Genomic DNA, 18,318 nt, shown 5'->3' on the forward strand with positions numbered 1-18,318 from the left:
CCGTCACCTCTGACGCAGAAGCGCGGGGGTCGCAGGAGGCACCGTGCTCACCGCGTTCGCCCGGGCGTTCAAGACGCCCGACCTGCGCAAGAAGCTGCTGTTCACACTGGCCATCATCGTGCTGTACCGCCTCGGGTCGCACATTCCGGTCCCGGGTGTGGATTATCAGAACGTTCAGATCTGTGTGGATGCGGCCCAGAAGGGCAACAACAGCCTGTTCGGGCTGGTGAACATGTTCAGCGGCGGAGCGCTGCTGCAGATCACCATTTTTGCGCTGGGCATCATGCCGTACATCACGGCGAGCATCATCCTTCAGCTGCTGACCGTGGTCATCCCACGGCTGGAAGCCCTCAAGAAGGAGGGGCAGTCCGGCACGGCGAAGATCACGCAGTACACGCGGTACCTGACCGTCGCGCTCGCCGTGCTCCAGGGCACCGGCCTGGTGGCGACCGCCCGCAGCGGTGCGCTGTTCAGCGGCTGCACGGTGGCCGACCAGATCGTGCCCGACCAGTCGATCTTCACCACCGTCGTCATGGTCGTCACGATGACCGCGGGCACCGCCGCCGTCATGTGGCTCGGTGAGCTCATCACCGACCGCGGCATCGGCAACGGCATGTCGATCCTGATGTTCATCTCGATCGCCGCCGGCTTCCCGGGCGCCCTGTGGGCCATCAAGGAGAGCGGCAAGCTCGCGGGCGGCTGGATCGAGTTCGGCACGGTCATCCTGATCGGCTTCGTGATGGTCGGCCTCGTCGTCTTCGTCGAGCAGGCCCAGCGCCGCATCCCGGTGCAGTACGCGAAGCGCATGATCGGCCGCAGGTCGTACGGCGGTACGTCCACATACATCCCGCTCAAGGTGAACCAGGCAGGTGTGATTCCTGTCATCTTCGCGTCGTCGCTGCTGTACATCCCCGCGCTCGTCGCGCAGTTCTCGAACTCCGACGCGGGCTGGAAAACCTGGATCGAAGCCCACTTCGTCAAGGGTGACCACCCCTACTACATCGCTACGTACTTCCTCCTGATCGTGTTCTTCGCCTTCTTCTATGTGGCGATCTCGTTCAACCCCGAGGAAGTCGCGGACAACATGAAGAAGTATGGTGGCTTCATCCCGGGTATCCGGGCTGGTCGTCCTACTGCCGAGTACCTGAGCTACGTGCTCAACAGGATCACTTGGCCGGGCTCGCTGTACCTGGGTCTGATTGCTCTTGTCCCGACGATGGCGTTGGCAGGCTTCGGAGGCGCGAACCAGAACTTCCCGTTCGGCGGGACGAGCATCCTCATCATCGTGGGTGTGGGTCTGGAGACCGTGAAGCAGATCGAGAGCCAGCTCCAGCAGCGCAATTACGAAGGGTTCCTCCGCTGATGCGAATCGTCCTTGTCGGACCGCCCGGTGCCGGGAAGGGAACGCAGGCCGCGTACCTTGCCAAGAACCTGTCGATCCCGCACATCTCCACGGGCGACCTCTTCCGCGCCAACATCTCGCAGGGCACGGAGCTGGGCAAGCAGGCCAAGGCGTACATGGACGCCGGCAACCTGGTTCCGGACGAGGTGACCATCGGCATGGCCAAGGACCGCATGGCCCAGTCCGACGCCGTGAACGGCTTCCTGCTGGACGGTTTCCCGCGCAACGTGGGCCAGGCCGAGGCGCTGGACGAGATGCTGCGGGGCGAGGGCGTCACGCTGGACGCCGTCCTCGACCTGGAGGTCCCCGAGGACGAGGTCGTCAAGCGCATCGCGGGCCGCCGCGTGTGCCGCAACAACAGCGCGCACGTCTTCCACGTCACGTACACCCCGCCGAAGGCCGAGGGCGTCTGCGACGAGTGCGGCGGCGAGCTGTACCAGCGCGACGACGACTCCGAGGAGACGGTGCGCAAGCGGCTCGAGGTCTACCACACGCAGACCGAGCCGATCATCGACTACTACAAGGCCCAGGGCCTGGTGGTCACCATCTCCGCGCTGGGCAAGGTCGGCGACGTGACCGCCCGGGCGATGGAGGCCCTGCAGACGGACAAGGCCGCACAGGCCTGATCCGGACAGTCTCGAGTACGGCCGCGGTGTCCGACGGACGCCGCGGCCGTATTGTTGATAAGCCCCCGTTTTCCCTGCCGAGAAAGGCGCCCGCCGCAATGGTGCAGATCAAGACCCCCGAGCAGATCGCGAAGATGCGCGAGGCGGGACTGGTCGTCGCCGCCATCCACGCGGCGACGCGCGAGGCCGCGGTGCCGGGCGCCACGACCCGTGACCTGGACGAGGTCGCGCGCAAGGTGATCGCCGACCACGACGCCAAGTCGAACTTCCTCGGGTACGGCGGCTTCCCCGCGACGATCTGCACGTCGGTCAACGAGGTCGTCGTCCACGGCATCCCCGACGAGAAGACCGTCCTGAAGGACGGCGACATCATCTCCATCGACTGCGGCGCGATCATCGACGGCTGGCACGGCGACGCCGCGTACACGGCGTTCGTGGGCAGCGGTCACGCACCGGAGCTCATCGAGCTGTCCCGGGTGACCGAGGAGTCGATGTGGGCCGGCATCGCCGCGATGAAGAACGGCAACCGGCTCGTCGACATCTCCCGCGCCATCGAGACGTACATCCGCCGCCAGCCGCGTCCTGCGACCGGCAAGTACGGGATCATCGAGGACTACGGCGGCCACGGCATCGGCACCGAGATGCACATGGACCCGCACCTGCTGAACTACGTCTCCCGCAAGCGCGGCCGCGGGCCCAAGCTGGTGCCCGGCTTCTGCCTCGCGATCGAGCCGATGGTCTCGCTCGGCACACCGCTGACCGACGTGCTCGAGGACGACTGGACGGTCGTCACGACCGACGGCACCTGGTCCTCGCACTGGGAGCACTCCGTGGCGCTCACGGAGGAGGGCCCGCTGGTGCTGACGGCCCCCGACGGCGGCAAGGCGAAGCTGGCCGAGCTGGGCATCACGGCGGCGCCGGACCCCCTGGCCTGACGGCCGGACCGCTCCCCGCCCGGAGCGTAACGATCTTCTACGGTGGGCAAACTTGCCGGATTCGTCTTTTCGAAGGCCCTGACGTAGACTGATGCGTCGGCTCTCGTGTACCCGTGTGTCCGCACTCGGGGAGGAGAGTCGATCAAGGTAGCCGATTCGAAAGGCGAAGCGTGGCCAAGAAGCAAGGTGCCATCGAAATCGAGGGCACCGTGATCGAGTCCCTCCCGAACGCCATGTTCAAGGTGGAGCTCCAGAACGGTCACAAGGTCCTCGCGCACATCTCCGGCAAGATGCGGATGCACTACATCCGAATCCTCCCGGACGACCGGGTCGTGGTGGAGCTCTCTCCGTACGACCTGACGCGTGGGCGGATCGTCTACCGCTACAAGTAGATCTTGTCGCGCCCCCTTCCGCGGGGTGTCGGCACTGACCCGGAGAACCTCACATCCCATGAAGGTCAAGCCGAGCGTCAAGAAGATCTGCGACAAGTGCAAGGTGATCCGCCGTCACGGCCGGGTCATGGTCATCTGCGACAACCTGCGCCACAAGCAGCGCCAGGGCTGACGCACGACCACCTGCACTCGCAGTTCTTCGCGCGACGCACGTAAAAACATGTACATACGCAGGGCCCGCCTGGCTACGGCTGGCGACACCTCCGGTGGAGGCCGGAGACCTGGGCGTACCACCCGCTTCGACGGGTCGGCGACCACGGAACGGCTTTGCGGAAGACCTCCGACTACAACAGGAGCCATGAATGGCACGCCTTGAAGGCGTTGACCTCCCGCGCGACAAGCGTATTGAGGTCGCCCTCACCTACGTCTTCGGCATCGGGCGCACCCGGTCCAAGGAGACCCTCGCCGCCACCGGTGTCGACCCCAACATCCGCGTTCGTGACCTGGCCGAAGAGGACCTCGTCAAGATTCGCGAGTACGTGGACGTCAACTTCCAGACCGAAGGTGACCTCCGCCGCGACATCCAGGCGAACATCCGCCGCAAGGTCGAGATCGGCTGCTACCAGGGTCTGCGCCACCGTCGCGGCCTGCCGGTCCACGGCCAGCGCACCAGCACGAACGCGCGCACCCGCAAGGGCCCGCGTCGCGCCATCGCCGGTAAGAAGAAGCCGGGCAAGAAGTAGTCCGCAGCGGACGACTGTCCACGGTCTTCGCTGTAGGACCGACCACCTCCCGTAGGAGTTATAGATGCCCCCCAAGGGTCGTCAGGGCGCTGCCAAGAAGGTGCGCCGCAAGGAAAAGAAGAACGTCGCTCACGGCCACGCGCACATCAAGAGCACGTTCAACAACACGATCGTGTCCATCACGGACCCGACCGGCAACGTGATCTCCTGGGCCTCCGCCGGCCACGTCGGCTTCAAGGGCTCGCGCAAGTCCACCCCCTTCGCCGCGCAGATGGCCGCCGAGTCGGCCGCCCGCCGCGCGCAGGAGCACGGCATGCGCAAGGTCGACGTCTTCGTCAAGGGTCCCGGCTCCGGCCGTGAGACCGCGATCCGCTCCCTCCAGGCCACCGGCCTCGAGGTCGGCTCGATCCAGGACGTCACCCCCACGCCGCACAACGGCTGCCGTCCGCCGAAGCGTCGCCGCGTCTGACGCGCGGCCGCTGGGCTGCTTGACCAGGGTGTTCCGGGCGGTACGGCCTTTTGGGGCGTACCGCCCGTACCCTGTATCAGAGGACGTCAAATAGCGGGCGTCCACGACTGAAGGAATCTCACCATGCTGATCGCTCAGCGCCCCTCGCTGACCGAAGAGGTTGTCGACGAGTACCGCTCGCGGTTCGTCATCGAGCCGCTGGAGCCGGGCTTCGGCTACACGCTCGGCAACAGCCTCCGCCGTACGCTCCTCTCCTCGATCCCGGGTGCGGCCGTCACGTCCATCCGCATCGACGGTGTCCTGCACGAGTTCACCACCGTGCCGGGCGTCAAGGAGGACGTCACCGACCTCATCCTCAACATCAAGCAGCTGGTCGTCTCCTCGGAGCACGACGAGCCGGTCGTGATGTACCTGCGCAAGCAGGGCCCCGGCCTGGTCACCGCTGCTGACATCGCCCCGCCGGCCGGTGTCGAGGTGCACAACCCCGACCTGGTGCTCGCCACGCTGAACGGCAAGGGCAAGCTGGAGATGGAGCTGACCGTCGAGCGCGGTCGCGGCTACGTCTCCGCCGTGCAGAACAAGCAGGTGGGCCAGGAGATCGGCCGCATCCCGGTCGACTCCATCTACTCGCCTGTGCTCAAGGTCACCTACAAGGTCGAGGCGACCCGAGTCGAGCAGCGCACCGACTTCGACAAGCTGATCGTCGACGTCGAGACCAAGCAGGCCATGCGCCCGCGTGACGCCATGGCGTCCGCCGGCAAGACCCTGGTCGAGCTGTTCGGTCTGGCGCGCGAGCTCAACATCGACGCCGAGGGCATCGACATGGGCCCGTCCCCCACGGACGCCGCCCTCGCCGCCGACCTGGCGCTGCCGATCGAGGAGCTCGAGCTCACCGTTCGTTCGTACAACTGCCTCAAGCGTGAGGGCATCCACTCCGTGGGTGAGCTCGTGGCGCGCTCCGAGGCCGACCTGCTCGACATCCGCAACTTCGGTGCGAAGTCGATCGACGAGGTCAAGGCGAAGCTGGCCGGCATGGGCCTGGCCCTCAAGGACAGCCCGCCCGGATTCGACCCGACCGCCGCCGCCGACGCCTTCGGCGCCGACGACGACGCGGACGCCGGGTTCGTCGAGACCGAGCAGTACTGAGAAGGCTTGCGGGGAGCCCCGGCTCCCCGCACACCCTCCGGCGACCGCCAGGAGGGAACTGACACCGGTACCTGACACGGCCGGTGCAGATCACAAGGAGAAACCCCATGCCGCGTCCCACCAAGGGAGCCCGTTTCGGTGGCAGCGCCGCTCACGAGAAGCTTCTTCTCGCGAACCTGGCGAAGTCGCTGTTCGAGCACGGCCGCATCACCACGACCGAGGCCAAGGCCCGCCGCCTGCGTCCGGTCGCCGAGCGCCTGATCACCAAGGCGAAGAAGGGCGACATCCACAACCGTCGCCTGGTGCTGCAGACCATCACGGACAAGGGCGTCGTGCACACCCTGTTCACCGAGATCGCTCCGCGGTACGCCGAGCGTCCGGGCGGCTACACCCGCATCACGAAGATCGGCAACCGTCGTGGCGACAACGCCCCGATGGCCGTGATCGAGCTGGTCGAGGGTGAGATCGCGAAGAAGGCCACCGTCGCGGAGGCCGAGGCCGCCACCAAGCGTGCGGTCAAGGAGTCCGAGGAGGCCAAGGTCGAGGAGACCAAGGCCGACGAGGCTCCGGCCGACGAGGCGAAGGACGCCTGAACCGCGTTCTGACGGCTTCACGGGCCCGCTCCCCTCGGGGGGGCGGGCCCGTTCCGTGTCCGGTGCTTGAGAGGATTGATGGTGTGAGCGATGAGGTGGAGCCCGGCTTCGTACGGGTGCGGCTGGATCTTTCGTACGACGGCAGGGACTTCTCCGGCTGGGCGAAGCAGGCCCGCGGGCAGCGGACCGTGCAGGGCGAGATCGAGGACGCGCTCCGTACGGTGACGCGATCGTCCGTGACGTACGAGCTGACGGTCGCCGGGCGCACGGATGCCGGGGTGCACGCGCGCGGACAGGTGGCGCACGTCGATCTGCCCGTGGAGCTGTGGGCCGAGCACCGGGACAAGCTTCTCAAGCGGCTGGCGGGCCGGCTGTCGCGCGATGTCCGCATCTGGAGCGTCGCGGAGGCCCCGGCGGGGTTCAACGCGCGCTTCTCGGCGATATGGCGCCGCTACGCGTACCGGGTGACCGACAACCCCGGCGGCGTCGACCCGCTGCTGCGTTGTCATGTCCTGTGGCACGACTGGCCGTTGGACGTGGACGCGATGAACGCCGCCGCCGCACGGCTCGCGGGGGAACACGACTTCGCGGCGTACTGCAAGAAGCGCGACGGCGCCACGACCATCCGCACGCTCCAGCAGCTGTCGTGGGAGCGGGACGCCTCCGGGATCATCACGGCGACCGTGAAGGCCGACGCCTTCTGCCACAACATGGTGCGTTCGCTGGTCGGCGCGCTGCTGTTCGTGGGCGACGGGCACCGGCCGGTGGAGTGGCCGGCGAAGGTGCTGGCGGCGGGCGTGCGGGACTCGGCGGTGCACGTCGTACGGCCGCACGGGCTGACGCTGGAGGAAGTCGGCTACCCGGCCGACGGGTTGCTGGCCGCCCGTAACCGGGAGGCACGCAACAGGCGGTCGCTGCCGGGCGCGGCGGGCTGCTGCTGATCCGACCTGATTCGGAGTTTTTTGAAGGGGGCGGGCGCCGGTCGGCGCCCGCCCCCTTCTTCTGACGCGGCGGGCTCAGGCGGTGCGGCGCCTGCGGGCCCAGAGCCAGAGGCCGCCGCCGAGTGCCACGGCCAGGGCGGCGAGCGAGCCGACCGTCAGTGCGGACGAGCCGGTGGAGGCCAGGTTTCCGCCGGCCGCGGGAGTGCTGGTGGCCGTCGGCCGTGCCGGGCTCGTGGGGCTCGGCGTGGCGGCCGGGGCGGTCGCGGTGCTGCTCGGCGACGGCGAGGCCGTCGGCGTGCCGCTCGGGGACGGGGTGGGGGTGCCGTCACCGGTCACCTCGAACACGAGGGGGGCGGAGTTGTTCGCCGGGGTGTTGTCGAAGGCCGAGAGCCCCATGTGGTGGTGGATGTACCGCGTGGTCCACTTGACCGTGCCCTTGAGGGTGCCGGGCCGGACCTTCTTGTCGATCTTCAAGGTCGCCTTGATGGTGCCCTGCTGACCGGCCATGACCTGCCAGGGTCCGGGCCCGGTCCCGCAGCTGTACCAGACATCGCCCTTCACGGTGCCGTTCGAGCCGTCCTCGACGACCTTCCGGCACGGTGAGTCCACCATGGACACCCCCTTGGGGAGCGTGATCTCGATGGTGCCGACGGTCGAGCTGTCCCAGGGCTCGGAGATGCTGGCCGGGCCGTTGTTCCGCCATGTCGGCTCCATGGTGAGCGTGCTGCCGGGGGCGCCGGTCGCCTTGTCACCGGTGACGCCGAAGTCCGCCGTGTTGTCGTGGGTGTCGACGGCGTCCTCGCTCCAGGACTCCTTGAACGTCGGCGTCTCGGTCAGTGCCAGTTCGGGACCGCTGCCGGGCCGGTACGTCCTGTCTCCGCGCGCCTTCTCGCGGAGCGCGGGTGTGTCGGGCTGGGCCTCGATGATCCAGAAGTCCGTGTACGCCTCGGGCGTGGTGGCCAGGGTCAGGACCTGGTCGGTCTGGTACGCCTTGCCGGGCTCGAAGAGGCCCTTGAAGGAACAGATGGCGAACCTCGTGGAGTAGCCCCTGGGCTGCTCCGCGTACTCGCAGTTCGAGAACTTCTCCAGGAACTTCAGGCCCGGGCCGGTCTTGAGGATCAGCATCGCGTTCTCGACCGGCTTGTCGGTGCGGTTCTTGAACGCGATGTGCAGCGGCTGCTCGTCCCCGACCTTGCTCTCCTTGCTGATCGTGAAGTTGCCGACGGCGAAGGCGTTCTCACCGGGGAGCGTCTCGGCCTGGGCGGGCGTCTGTGCCCCCAGCCCGAGCAGTGCCGCCGCCGTCACCACACCGAGTGCGCGCCGCATTCCGGCACGGACGTCGAATCCCATGCGCTCCACCTGTTTGTCTCCCTCCCCGCGGAAGCCTGCGCGACTCCCGGTGATTGGATCGCCGGGGGTGTCCGAAAGTTGCCGCAGGACAGGTCACGAGTCGGCAAAGACGCCCGTGGGGCGCCCGGAGGCAACCCCTCGTTCACACAAGGCGCTTGCCGGACCGTGCGAGGCGCCCGAGGCGGCGGCTCGCCCCCGGCGCTACTGCGCCGGGGCCGTCGCCGCCGCGCTGGCCTGGGCCTCGCCGCGGCGCACGATCTGGCGGAACGCGAACTCGCCGATGTCGTCGCCGGACCGGTACGCCTTGGTGTCGCCGGTCGTCACCGACTTGGCCTTCGTGTAGCCCGTGATCGTGAAGTAGGCGTAGCGGCCGTAGGAGTTGTACGTGTTCCGGCAGACCGGGCCGCCCTTGCAGAAGGCGGGGACGCCGGCGCCGGGCAGGGGCGCGATGCCGCCCTTCGCCTCCTGGACGACCTTCTTGGCCTTCGCCTCGTTCTCGAAGGTCGCGACACCGACGGTGACCGCGATGCCGTCCTTGAGGTAGGTGGCGCGGAAGACCTGTTCGCAGCCGTGCCTCTCCAGGACCGAGCCGAGGACGCCGCTGGTGACGGAGGCGCAGTTGCCGGTGCGGGCCGTGGCGCCTTTGGTGTAGACGCGGTCGCCGTCACCCATCGTCAGCTTCTTGCCGGGAAAGAGGGTTTCGGCGCTGAGCGGCGCCGTGTCCTTCTTGCGGTCGGAGACGAACTCCTTGGGGTTCGGCGGGGGCAGCGGCGCCACCGAGGAGAAGGACGGCTGCGGCTGGGTGGTGTCCTGCGGCAGTGTGGGCGCGGTGGGCAGGGTGCCGCTCTTGTCGGACGCGGTGTCGCTGCCGTCCCTGTTCGACGAGACGATCGCCGTCGCGACGATCCCGGCGATGAGCGCGGTGGCGAGCGCGCCGCCGCCGATCATCAGCCAGCGCTTGCGGCGGGTGCGCGCGGCGGAGGCCTCGGCGAGGGCGGCCCAGTCAGGGGTGCCGGAGTCCCCGCCGTACTCGCCCCGGCCGCTGCCGTACGGGTCCTGACCGTACGGATCCTGTCCGTACTGCCCCTGGCCGAAGGGGCCCTGGTGGTACGGGTCCTGGTGCTGTCCGCCGGACCCCCACTGAGGTCCCCCCTGCCCAAAGCTCATGCCGCGCATCCTAAACCGGTTGGGCGGGGGCGGTACGGGCGGTGACAATCGGCCCATGGGACACGTAGAAGCCGCGCATCTGGAGTACTACCTACCGGACGGGCGGGTGCTCCTCGGCGATGCGTCCTTCCGTGTCGGTGAAGGCGCGGTCGCCGCGCTGGTGGGGGCCAACGGAGCGGGCAAGACCACGCTGCTGCGGATCATCGCGGGGGAGCTGCAGCCGCACGGAGGCTCGGTCACGGTCAGCGGCGGGCTCGGGGTGATGCCGCAGTTCGTCGGTTCGGTGCGCGACGAGCGCACGGTGCGGGACCTGCTGGTGTCCGTGGCCCAGCCGCGGATCCGTCACGCGGCGGCCGCGGTGGACGCCGCCGAGCACCGGGTCATGACCGTCGACGACGAGGCGGCGCAGATGGCGTACGCGCAGGCGCTGAGCGACTGGGCGGAGGCGCGCGGGTACGAGGCCGAGACGGTCTGGGACATGTGCACCACGGCGGCGCTCGGCGTCCCGTACGAGAAGGCGCAGTGGCGCCAGGTGCGGACGCTGTCCGGCGGCGAGCAGAAGCGGCTGGTGCTGGAGGCGCTGCTGCGCGGCCCGGACGAGGTGCTGCTGCTGGACGAGCCGGACAACTACCTGGACGTCCCGGGCAAGCGGTGGCTGGAGGAGCGGCTGAAGGAGACCCGCAAGACCGTCCTTTTCGTCTCCCACGACCGTGAACTGCTGTCCCGCGCGGCCGAGCGGATCGTGGCCGTGGAGCCGGGCGCCGCCGGGTCCGACGTCTGGGTCCACGGCGGCGGTTTCGCCACCTTCCCCGAGGCGCGCAAGGAGCGCTTCGCGCGCTTCGAGGAGCTGAAGCGGCGCTGGGACGAGGAGCACGCGCGGCTGAAGGCGCTGGTGCACCGGCTGCGGCAGCAGGCGGCGATCAGCCCGGACATGGCTTCGCGGTACCGGGCCATGCAGACGCGTTTCAAGAAGTTCGAGGAGGCGGGCCCGCCGCCGGAGCCGCCGCGGGAGCAGGACATCAGGATGCGGCTGCGCGGCGGCCGGACCGGTGTGCGTGCGCTGACCTGCGCCGGTCTGGAGCTCACCGGTCTGATGAAGCCGTTCTCGCTGGAGGTCTTCTACGGGGAGCGGGTGGCGGTGCTCGGCTCGAACGGCTCGGGCAAGTCGCATTTCCTGCGGCTGCTGGCGGGCGACTCCGTCGCGCACACGGGGCAGTGGAAGCTGGGCGCGCGGGTGGTCCCCGGGCACTTCGCCCAGACCCATGCGCACCCCGAGCTGCTCGGACGGACGCTGGTGGACATCCTGTGGACGGAGCACGCGAAGGACCGGGGCGGGGCGATGTCGGTCCTGCGGCGCTACGAGCTGGAGCGCCAGGGGGACCAGCCCTTCGAGAAGCTGTCCGGCGGCCAGCAGGCCCGCTTCCAGATCCTGCTGCTGGAGCTGGCCGGCACGACGGCGCTGCTCCTGGACGAGCCGACCGACAACCTGGACCTGGAGTCGGCGGAGGCGCTGCAGCGGGGCCTGGAGGCGTACGAGGGCACGGTGCTGGCGGTGACGCACGACAGGTGGTTCGCGCGGTCCTTCGACCGGTACCTGGTGTTCGGCTCGGACGGCGTGGTGCGGGAGACGCCGGAGCCGGTCTGGGACGAGCGCCGGGTGGAGAGGGCGCGGTAGGGAAGCCTGCGCCGGTTTCCCCGCTTCCCCCGCCCGCTCCCGCCCGGCGGGGCGGGGGGCGGTTTTGACCCCGCACGGGGGGCAACGGTATTCTTCTGGTTCGTTATGCGTATTGGCTTGCTCTATCTCACGTGAGAGGCCCTTACGCCGGTCCACCGGGCCGATGACCAGCGGCAGGCATTCGGGTTGCGTCCCCGCGTGCGGCCATGGCTGTCGTGATCGTCCGGGTGGCCTTGTCAGGACCTCCATCACTGAAGAAGCGAAGGCTACGACCGTGCGTACGTACAGCCCCAAGCCCGGCGATGTGACGCGCCAGTGGCACATCATCGACGCGCAGGACATTGTCCTGGGCCGTCTGGCGACCACCGCCGCAACCCTTCTCCGGGGCAAGCACAAGCCGATCTACGCGCCCCACGTCGACGCTGGTGACTTCGTCATCATCATCAACGCGGAGAAGGTGCACCTGTCCGGCAACAAGCGGACCCAGAAGATGGCGTACCGCCACTCCGGCTACCCGGGTGGTCTGCGTTCCGTCCGCTACGACGAGCTGCTCGAGAAGAGCCCCGAGAAGGCCATCGAGAAGGCCGTCAAGGGCATGCTCCCCAAGAACACCCTGGGCCGTCAGATGCTCTCGAAGCTGAAGGTCTACGCGGGTGAGAACCACCCGCACGCTGCTCAGCAGCCGGTCCCGTTCGAGATCACCCAGGTCGCGCAGTAAGTCCGGCCACCCCCTAAGACGAAAAGAATCTGAGGAGAATCGTGGCTGAGACCACCGCCGAGACCCCGCTCGAAGAGGTTGACATCGAGCAGTACACCACCGAGACCGAGGTTCCGGTCGAGGGTGAGTACACCTCCGAGTCCATGGCTTCCCGCTTCGGCGACCCGCAGCCGGCCGCCGGCCTGGGCCGTCGCAAGAACGCCATCGCCCGCGTCCGGATCGTTCCGGGCACCGGCAAGTGGAAGATCAACGGCCGCACCCTTGAGGACTACTTCCCCAACAAGGTGCACCAGCAGGAAGTCAACGAGCCCTTCAAGGTGCTCGAGCTCGACAACCGCTACGACGTCATCGCCCGCATCTCGGGTGGCGGCGTCTCCGGTCAGGCCGGTGCCCTGCGCCTCGGCGTGGCCCGCGCGCTGAACGAGGCGGACGTGGACAACAACCGCGGCGCGCTCAAGAAGGCCGGCTTCCTCTCCCGCGACGACCGTGCGGTCGAGCGCAAGAAGGCCGGTCTCAAGAAGGCCCGCAAGGCTCCGCAGTACAGCAAGCGCTAAACCGCAGGCTGGCCTGTACAAGCTGGTACGGCTTCTGTACGGCTTCACGTTCGCCCCGGCGGCACTCCGTGCTGCCGGGGCGTTCGTTTATCGACCCTGGACATCGGCCCGACGACCTCGGGCCTGCGACGAGAACACATTCGCGCATTCAGCTTCTTTCGGAGGACAACTGTGGGACGACTCTTCGGAACGGACGGTGTACGCGGTGTCGCCAACGCGGACCTGACGGCAGAGCTCGCGCTCGGCCTGTCGGTCGCCGCGGCGCACGTGCTCGCCGAGGCGGGCACCTTCGCGGGCCATCGCCCCACCGCGGTGGTCGGACGTGACCCCCGTGCCTCCGGAGAGTTCCTGGAGGCGGCCGTCGTCGCCGGCCTCGCCAGCGCGGGTGTCGACGTGCTGCGCGTCGGTGTGCTGCCGACCCCCGCGGTGGCCTACCTCACCGGCGCGCTCGGCGCCGACCTCGGAGTGATGCTGTCCGCCAGCCACAACGCGATGCCGGACAACGGCATCAAGTTCTTCGCGCGCGGCGGCCACAAGCTGGCCGACGAGCTGGAGGACCGGATCGAGCAGGTCTACGAGCAGCACCGCACCGGTGAGCCGTGGGACCGGCCGACCGGCGCGGGCGTGGGCCGGGTGACGGACTACGACGAGGGCTTCGACAAGTACGTCGCCCACCTCGTCGCCGTCCTGCCCAACCGTCTCGACGGGCTGAAGATCGTCCTCGACGAGGCGCACGGCGCCGCCTCCCGGGTGTCCCCCGAGGCGTTCGCCCGGGCCGGCGCCCAGGTCGTCACCATCGGCGCCGAGCCGGACGGCCTGAACATCAACGACGGCTGCGGCTCCACGCACCTGGAGATGCTCAAGGCGGCCGTGGTCGAGCACGGGGCCGACCTCGGCATCGCGCACGACGGCGACGCGGACCGCTGCCTCGCCGTGGACGCGGACGGCAACGAGGTCGACGGCGACCAGATCCTCGCCGTGCTCGCGCTCGCGATGCGCGAGGCGGGCACGCTGCGCGGCAACACCGTCGTCGCCACCGTCATGTCGAACCTGGGCTTCAAGCTGGCCATGGAGCGCGAGGGCGTCGAGCTGGTCCAGACGGCGGTCGGCGACCGCTATGTCCTGGAGGCCATGAAGGCGCAGGGCTACGCGCTCGGCGGCGAGCAGTCCGGGCACGTCATCGTCCTCGACCACGCCACCACCGGCGACGGCACGCTGACCGGCCTGATGCTGGCGGCCCGGATCGCCGCGACCGGCCGTTCGCTGGCCGAGCTCGCGGGCGTGATGCAGCGCCTGCCGCAGGTGCTGATCAATGTGCGCGACGTCGACAAGTCCCGGGTCACGACCTCCGCCGAGCTGGCGCAGGCGGTCGCCGAGGCGGAGCGCGAGCTGGGCGCCACCGGCCGCGTGCTGCTGCGCCCCTCGGGCACCGAGCCGCTGGTGCGGGTCATGGTGGAGGCCGCCGACCTCGCGCAGGCGCAGAGCGTCGCGGGCCGGCTGGCCGATGTCGTGAAGTCGGCGCTCGGCTAGGAACCGCGCCGGTGAAGGGGCTCGTACGGGATCACGTACGGGCCCCTTCGCGCTGCGTACGGGTGCCCTTGCGGCTCGCGCGCCACAGCCCCTTCTGCAGGAGCAGCGTCAGCGTGCCGGCCAGGACGATGCCGAGCAGGTTGAGCAGGAGCTGCTGGGTGGAGCCCCAGGCCTGCTGGTACTCGGAGTAGCTGAACGCGACGGCCGCGTTCGCCGCCGCCGGGACCGTCGTCACCGAGATCGCCACGCCGACCAGCGCGCCGGACTTGGCGGAGGTCAGCGAGAGCATCCCGGCCGCGCCCGCCAGTACCGCGACGACGAACGAGAACTCGTCGGGGGCGTAGATGAAGGCCGTGTTGGGGCGATCGGCGTCCAGCTTCGCGGCGGAGAACAGGTCCAGCGCGTCCATGAGGAAGCTGAAGCCCACCGTCAGCAGCATCGCGGCGCCGAACCCGGCGATCAGCGCGAGGAACGACCGCCACGCGAGCTTCGGCGCCCGCCGCACCAGCGCCGTGCAGAAGCCGGCCAGCGGGCCGAACTCGGGACCCACCGCCATCGCGCCGACGATCAGGATCGCGTTGTCGAGCACCACGCCGCAGGCCGCGATCATCGTCGCGAGGCCGAGGAACGCGATGTAGGTGACGCTGAGCGTCGACTCCTCGTGCGTGGCGCCGGACAACTGCTCCCACAGGACCGCGTCCGCGGCCTCGCCCGGTGCGTCCTTCTCCGCCTGCTCCGCGCGGGCCGACAGCGACAGCCCGATGTCGTCGACCGCGATGGAGCCGCACTCGTCGATGCCGCGCTCGCGCAGCTCGGACAGCAACTCGTCCCCGGCCTCCCGTGCCACGTCGCACAGGACCAGATCGCCCCGGGGTTCACGGGCCGCGCCCGGGACGACCACGAGATGGGCCGTGCCGACCGTCTTCTCCAGCACGGAGACCACCTCGGCGGTCCGGTCGGCCGGGGTGATGAGCCGCAGGTGCAACACGCCGTTTCCTCCTAGAGCTTGCGCAGGGACAGGCGCTGCACCTTGTGGTCGGGACCCTTGCGCAGCACCAGTGTGGCGCGGCCCCGGGTGGGCGCGACGTTTTCCAGCAGATTGGGCCCGTTGATGGTGCGCCACATGGTCCGCGCGTAGTCGAGGGCCTCCTCCTCGGAGACCTGGGTGTACTTCCGGAAGTACGAGAACGGGTTCTGGAAGGCGGTCTCGCGCAGCTTGCGGAACCGGTTGAGGTACCAGGTCTCGATGTCCTCGGGCCGGGCGTCGACGTACACGCTGAAGTCGAAGTAGTCGGCGAGACCGACCCGGGTGCGGCCGTCCTTGCCGGGCAGGGCGGGCTGGAGGACGTTGAGCCCCTCGACGATGAGGATGTCCGGGCGGCGTACGGTCAGCCGCTCGTCCGGGACGATGTCGTAGATCAGGTGGGAGTAGACGGGCGCGGTGACCTCGTCCTTGCCCGCCTTGATGTCGGCGACGAAGCGGGTCAGGGCGCGGCGGTCGTACGACTCGGGGAAGCCCTTGCGGGACATGAGCCCGCGGGCCTGGAGCTCCTTCATCGGCAGCAGGAACCCGTCGGTCGTGACGAGTTCGACGCGCGGGTGCTCGGGCCAGCGGGCGAGGAGGGCCTGGAGCAGGCGGGCGACCGTGGACTTGCCGACGGCGACGGAACCGGCGACGCCTATGACGAAGGGCGTTCCGCGCTGGGCGCCGTGCCCGTTGCCGGCGTCGCCGAGGAAGGTGTTGAGGGCGCCGCGCAGGCCGGCCGTGGCCTGCACATAGAGGTTCAGCAGCCGCGACAGCGGCAGGTAGACGTCCCGGACCTCGTCCAGGTCGATGACGTCCCCCAGGCCGCGCAGCTGCTCGACCTCCTCGGCGGTCAGCGGCAGCGGCGTTCTCTCGCGCAGGGCGCTCCACTCCGCTCGGGTGAGGTCGACGTACGGGGTCGACGCAGGCTCTGCCCGGCGGTGGGCGCTTCGTGGCGGCGAAGAGATCACACGGTCATTGTCGGGGCTGCGGGGCCTGTGTGGGGGGTGGGGTGGGTCACGCCGCCGGGCAGGCGCCCGGCTGGAATGTCAGTGGCGTGCGTCACAGTTGTCCCTGAGAGTGGGCGCCGACCCGCGACGCCCGCGAAAACCGCGAAGTCACGAGGGGACAATCCCATGACCTACGCGATCCAGGCGGAGGGCCTGGTCAAGCGGTTCAAGGAGACCGAGGCGCTGGCAGGGGTGGATCTGGCGGCCCGCACCGGCTCGGTGCTCGGCCTGCTGGGTCCCAACGGGGCGGGAAAGACGACAGCGGTACGGATCTTCGCCACGCTGCTGTCTCCCGACGGCGGCCGGGCCTCGGTGGCCGGCCACGACGTCGTCCGGGAGGCGGGCCGCGTGCGCTCCCTGATCGGCCTGACCGGGCAGTACGCGGCCGTGGACGAGAATCTGACCGGCACGGAGAATCTGCTGCTCATAGGGCGTCTGCTGGGCCTGCCGAGACGTGAGGCGAAGGCCCGCGCGGCCGAGCTGCTGGACCGGTTCCAGCTCACTGATGCGGCGGGCCGGGCCGCGAAGACGTTCTCCGGCGGCATGCGGCGGCGCCTGGACCTCGCGGCGAGCCTGGTCGGCCGGCCCAGCATCCTCTTCCTCGACGAGCCGACGACCGGCCTGGACCCGCACAGCCGCGGCGAGCTGTGGGACATGCTGCGCGCCCTGGTGGCCGACGGGGCGACCGCCCTGCTGACCACGCAGTATCTGAACGAGGCGGATGTGCTCGCCGACGACATCGTGGTGATCGACAAGGGCCGGGTGATCGCCGAGGGCACGCCGGACCAGCTGAAGTCCGAGGTGGGCGGCCAGGTGCTGGAGCTGCGTCCGGTCCGGGCCGAGGACCTGCCGGCGACGCACCGGCTGGTGGTCGACGCGGCCGGGGACGGGGCCCGGATCGAGGGCGGGTCGATCACGGCCCCGGTGAAGGACCCGGAGCTGATGCCCACGGTCGTGCGCCGACTGGACCGCGAGGGGATCGCGGTGGGGGAGCTGACCCTGCGGCGGTCCTCGCTGGACGAGGTCTTCCTGGCGCTCACCGGCCACAAGGCAGAGCCGGTGTCCGGGAACGGGTCGGGACCGGAGCCGGGACCGGACGGGGACGGCAGCGCGGGGGAGGGCCGCGGCGGTGACGACAGCGCCAGGGAGAGGGCGGTGAGTTCGGCATGACCGCCACGACGATCACCGCCCAGCTGACGGGTTCGGGCCGGGTGAAACCGCTGGCCTGGATGCAGCAGACGCTCACGATGGCGTGGCGCAGTCTGGTGGCGGTCAAGCACAACCCGCTGGAGCTGGTGGACTACAGCGTCACGCCCATCATGTTCGTGTTCCTGTTCACCTACGTCCTGGGCGGGCAGATGACGGGCTCCCCGGAGGCGTATCTGAAATACGCGCTGCCCGGCATCATCGTGCAGAACACCCTGTTCATGACGATGTACACGGCCATGGCGCTCAACACCGACCTGACCAAAGGGGTGTTCGACCGGCTGCGCAGCCTTCCCATAGCCCGCTCCGCGCCGCTGATCGGGCGGATCACGGCCGACCTCGCCAAGCATGTGTGGGCGATGCTGCTGATGATCGGACTCGGCCTGCTGCTGGGGTTCCGGGTCACCGGCGGCGTCGGCGGATTCCTGGCCGGCGCGCTGCTGCTGGTCGTCTTCGCGGCCGCCGTGTCGTGGAGCGCCGTGCTGATCGGCATGCTGGCGGGCGACGTGGAGAAGGTGCAGGCGTTCGCCTTCACGCTGATCTTCCCGATCACCTTCACCAGCAGCGCGTTCGTCATGGTCGACACGATGCCGGGCTGGCTCCAGGCGTGGAGCGACGTCAACCCGGTCACCCATCTGTCGGACGCGTTCCGCGGGCTGCTGCTGGGCGGCCCGGTGGCCGAGCCGGTGCTGTGGTCGCTGCTGTGGGCCGTGGGCATAGCCGCCGTGTTCTGCCCGCTGGCGATGCGGGCCTACCGGGCGAAGGTCTGAGCTGAGCGGCGGCGGTTCCCTCCCGCGGGCGGACCCGCTGCCGAGCCGCTTCCCGCGCCGTAGGCTG

The 18,318-nt window shown here is 69.3% G+C and carries 20 protein-coding genes; 16 read left to right on the plus strand and 4 right to left on the minus strand.

Annotated features, from left to right (window positions below; genetic code table 11):
* The first annotated feature begins 43 nt into the window (after positions 1-43).
* The 10 genes from secY (at position 44) to truA (ending at position 7,247) form a co-directional block, all read left to right on the plus strand.
* Complete coding sequence (secY, locus tag ACF08N_RS06630) at positions 44-1,363, plus strand: preprotein translocase subunit SecY (protein WP_392323485.1); 1,320 nt, start codon at positions 44-46, stop codon at positions 1,361-1,363.
* Positions 1,363-2,028: an adenylate kinase gene (locus ACF08N_RS06635; protein WP_392323486.1), complete on the plus strand. Its 666-nt coding sequence runs from the start codon at positions 1,363-1,365 to the stop codon at positions 2,026-2,028. Before secY ends, ACF08N_RS06635 begins: the two co-directional genes overlap by 1 nt.
* Positions 2,029-2,126: 98 nt before the next feature.
* The gene (map, locus tag ACF08N_RS06640; protein WP_392323487.1) at positions 2,127-2,963 is read left to right on the plus strand and encodes a type I methionyl aminopeptidase; all 837 of its coding nucleotides are present in this window, start codon (positions 2,127-2,129) and stop codon (positions 2,961-2,963) included.
* A 170-nt stretch (positions 2,964-3,133) separates the two neighbouring features.
* Positions 3,134-3,355: a translation initiation factor IF-1 gene (gene infA / locus ACF08N_RS06645; RefSeq protein ID WP_003956442.1), complete on the plus strand. Its 222-nt coding sequence runs from the start codon at positions 3,134-3,136 to the stop codon at positions 3,353-3,355.
* A gap of 58 nt (positions 3,356-3,413) precedes the next feature.
* Positions 3,414-3,527, plus strand: a complete 114-nt coding sequence (gene rpmJ / locus ACF08N_RS06650) for a 50S ribosomal protein L36 (protein WP_003956441.1) — start codon at positions 3,414-3,416, stop codon at positions 3,525-3,527.
* Positions 3,528-3,717: 190 nt separating this feature from the next.
* The gene (rpsM, locus tag ACF08N_RS06655) at positions 3,718-4,098 is read left to right on the plus strand and encodes a 30S ribosomal protein S13 (protein ID WP_177148628.1); all 381 of its coding nucleotides are present in this window, start codon (positions 3,718-3,720) and stop codon (positions 4,096-4,098) included.
* Positions 4,099-4,162: 64 nt separating this feature from the next.
* A complete protein-coding gene (gene rpsK / locus ACF08N_RS06660) occupies positions 4,163-4,567 on the plus strand; it encodes a 30S ribosomal protein S11 (protein WP_003948617.1) in 405 nt (134 codons plus the stop codon).
* Between the two features lie 123 nt (positions 4,568-4,690).
* On the plus strand, positions 4,691-5,713 hold the full coding sequence (locus ACF08N_RS06665) for a DNA-directed RNA polymerase subunit alpha (protein WP_003956430.1): 1,023 nt from the start codon (positions 4,691-4,693) through the stop codon (positions 5,711-5,713).
* A 107-nt stretch (positions 5,714-5,820) separates the two neighbouring features.
* On the plus strand, positions 5,821-6,306 hold the full coding sequence (gene rplQ / locus ACF08N_RS06670; protein WP_392323488.1) for a 50S ribosomal protein L17: 486 nt from the start codon (positions 5,821-5,823) through the stop codon (positions 6,304-6,306).
* A gap of 83 nt (positions 6,307-6,389) precedes the next feature.
* Positions 6,390-7,247: a tRNA pseudouridine(38-40) synthase TruA gene (gene truA / locus ACF08N_RS06675; RefSeq protein ID WP_392323489.1), complete on the plus strand. Its 858-nt coding sequence runs from the start codon at positions 6,390-6,392 to the stop codon at positions 7,245-7,247.
* Between the two features lie 75 nt (positions 7,248-7,322).
* Here truA and ACF08N_RS06680 read toward each other — a convergent pair whose 3' ends face one another.
* On the minus strand, positions 7,323-8,597 hold the full coding sequence (locus tag ACF08N_RS06680; protein ID WP_392323490.1) for an LPXTG cell wall anchor domain-containing protein: 1,275 nt from the start codon (positions 8,595-8,597) through the stop codon (positions 7,323-7,325).
* A 201-nt stretch (positions 8,598-8,798) separates the two neighbouring features.
* Positions 8,799-9,764, minus strand: coding sequence for a hypothetical protein (locus tag ACF08N_RS06685; RefSeq protein WP_392323491.1), 966 nt, complete (start codon positions 9,762-9,764; stop codon positions 8,799-8,801).
* Between the two features lie 55 nt (positions 9,765-9,819).
* On the opposite strand from ACF08N_RS06685, the gene ACF08N_RS06690 reads away from it, so the two are divergent.
* From ACF08N_RS06690 to glmM, 4 genes are all read left to right on the plus strand, one after another.
* The gene (locus ACF08N_RS06690) at positions 9,820-11,439 is read left to right on the plus strand and encodes an ABC-F family ATP-binding cassette domain-containing protein (protein WP_392323492.1); all 1,620 of its coding nucleotides are present in this window, start codon (positions 9,820-9,822) and stop codon (positions 11,437-11,439) included.
* 274 nt (positions 11,440-11,713) lie between these two features.
* The gene (rplM, locus tag ACF08N_RS06695; protein WP_177148633.1) at positions 11,714-12,157 is read left to right on the plus strand and encodes a 50S ribosomal protein L13; all 444 of its coding nucleotides are present in this window, start codon (positions 11,714-11,716) and stop codon (positions 12,155-12,157) included.
* Between the two features lie 41 nt (positions 12,158-12,198).
* Complete coding sequence (rpsI, locus tag ACF08N_RS06700; RefSeq protein ID WP_392323493.1) at positions 12,199-12,711, plus strand: 30S ribosomal protein S9; 513 nt, start codon at positions 12,199-12,201, stop codon at positions 12,709-12,711.
* 171 nt (positions 12,712-12,882) lie between these two features.
* Entirely contained in the window at positions 12,883-14,241 is a 1,359-nt protein-coding gene (gene glmM, locus ACF08N_RS06705; protein WP_392323494.1) for a phosphoglucosamine mutase, read from the plus strand.
* A 31-nt stretch (positions 14,242-14,272) separates the two neighbouring features.
* On the opposite strand, the gene ACF08N_RS06710 is transcribed toward glmM, so the two are convergent.
* Positions 14,273-15,229: a DUF389 domain-containing protein gene (locus ACF08N_RS06710; RefSeq protein WP_392323495.1), complete on the minus strand. Its 957-nt coding sequence runs from the start codon at positions 15,227-15,229 to the stop codon at positions 14,273-14,275.
* 11 nt (positions 15,230-15,240) lie between these two features.
* Positions 15,241-16,236: a type I pantothenate kinase gene (gene coaA / locus ACF08N_RS06715; RefSeq protein WP_392323496.1), complete on the minus strand. Its 996-nt coding sequence runs from the start codon at positions 16,234-16,236 to the stop codon at positions 15,241-15,243.
* Between the two features lie 165 nt (positions 16,237-16,401).
* Here coaA and ACF08N_RS06720 point away from each other — a divergent pair, with 165 nt between their 5' ends.
* On the plus strand, positions 16,402-17,445 hold the full coding sequence (locus ACF08N_RS06720; RefSeq protein WP_392323497.1) for an ATP-binding cassette domain-containing protein: 1,044 nt from the start codon (positions 16,402-16,404) through the stop codon (positions 17,443-17,445).
* Entirely contained in the window at positions 17,442-18,251 is an 810-nt protein-coding gene (locus ACF08N_RS06725; protein ID WP_392323498.1) for an ABC transporter permease, read from the plus strand. Before ACF08N_RS06720 ends, ACF08N_RS06725 begins: the two co-directional genes overlap by 4 nt.
* Positions 18,252-18,318: the final 67 nt, after the last annotated feature.

The sequence above is a fragment of the Streptomyces sp. NPDC015127 genome (assembly GCF_043080095.1).
In the GTDB taxonomy this organism is placed as follows: domain Bacteria; phylum Actinomycetota; class Actinomycetes; order Streptomycetales; family Streptomycetaceae; genus Streptomyces.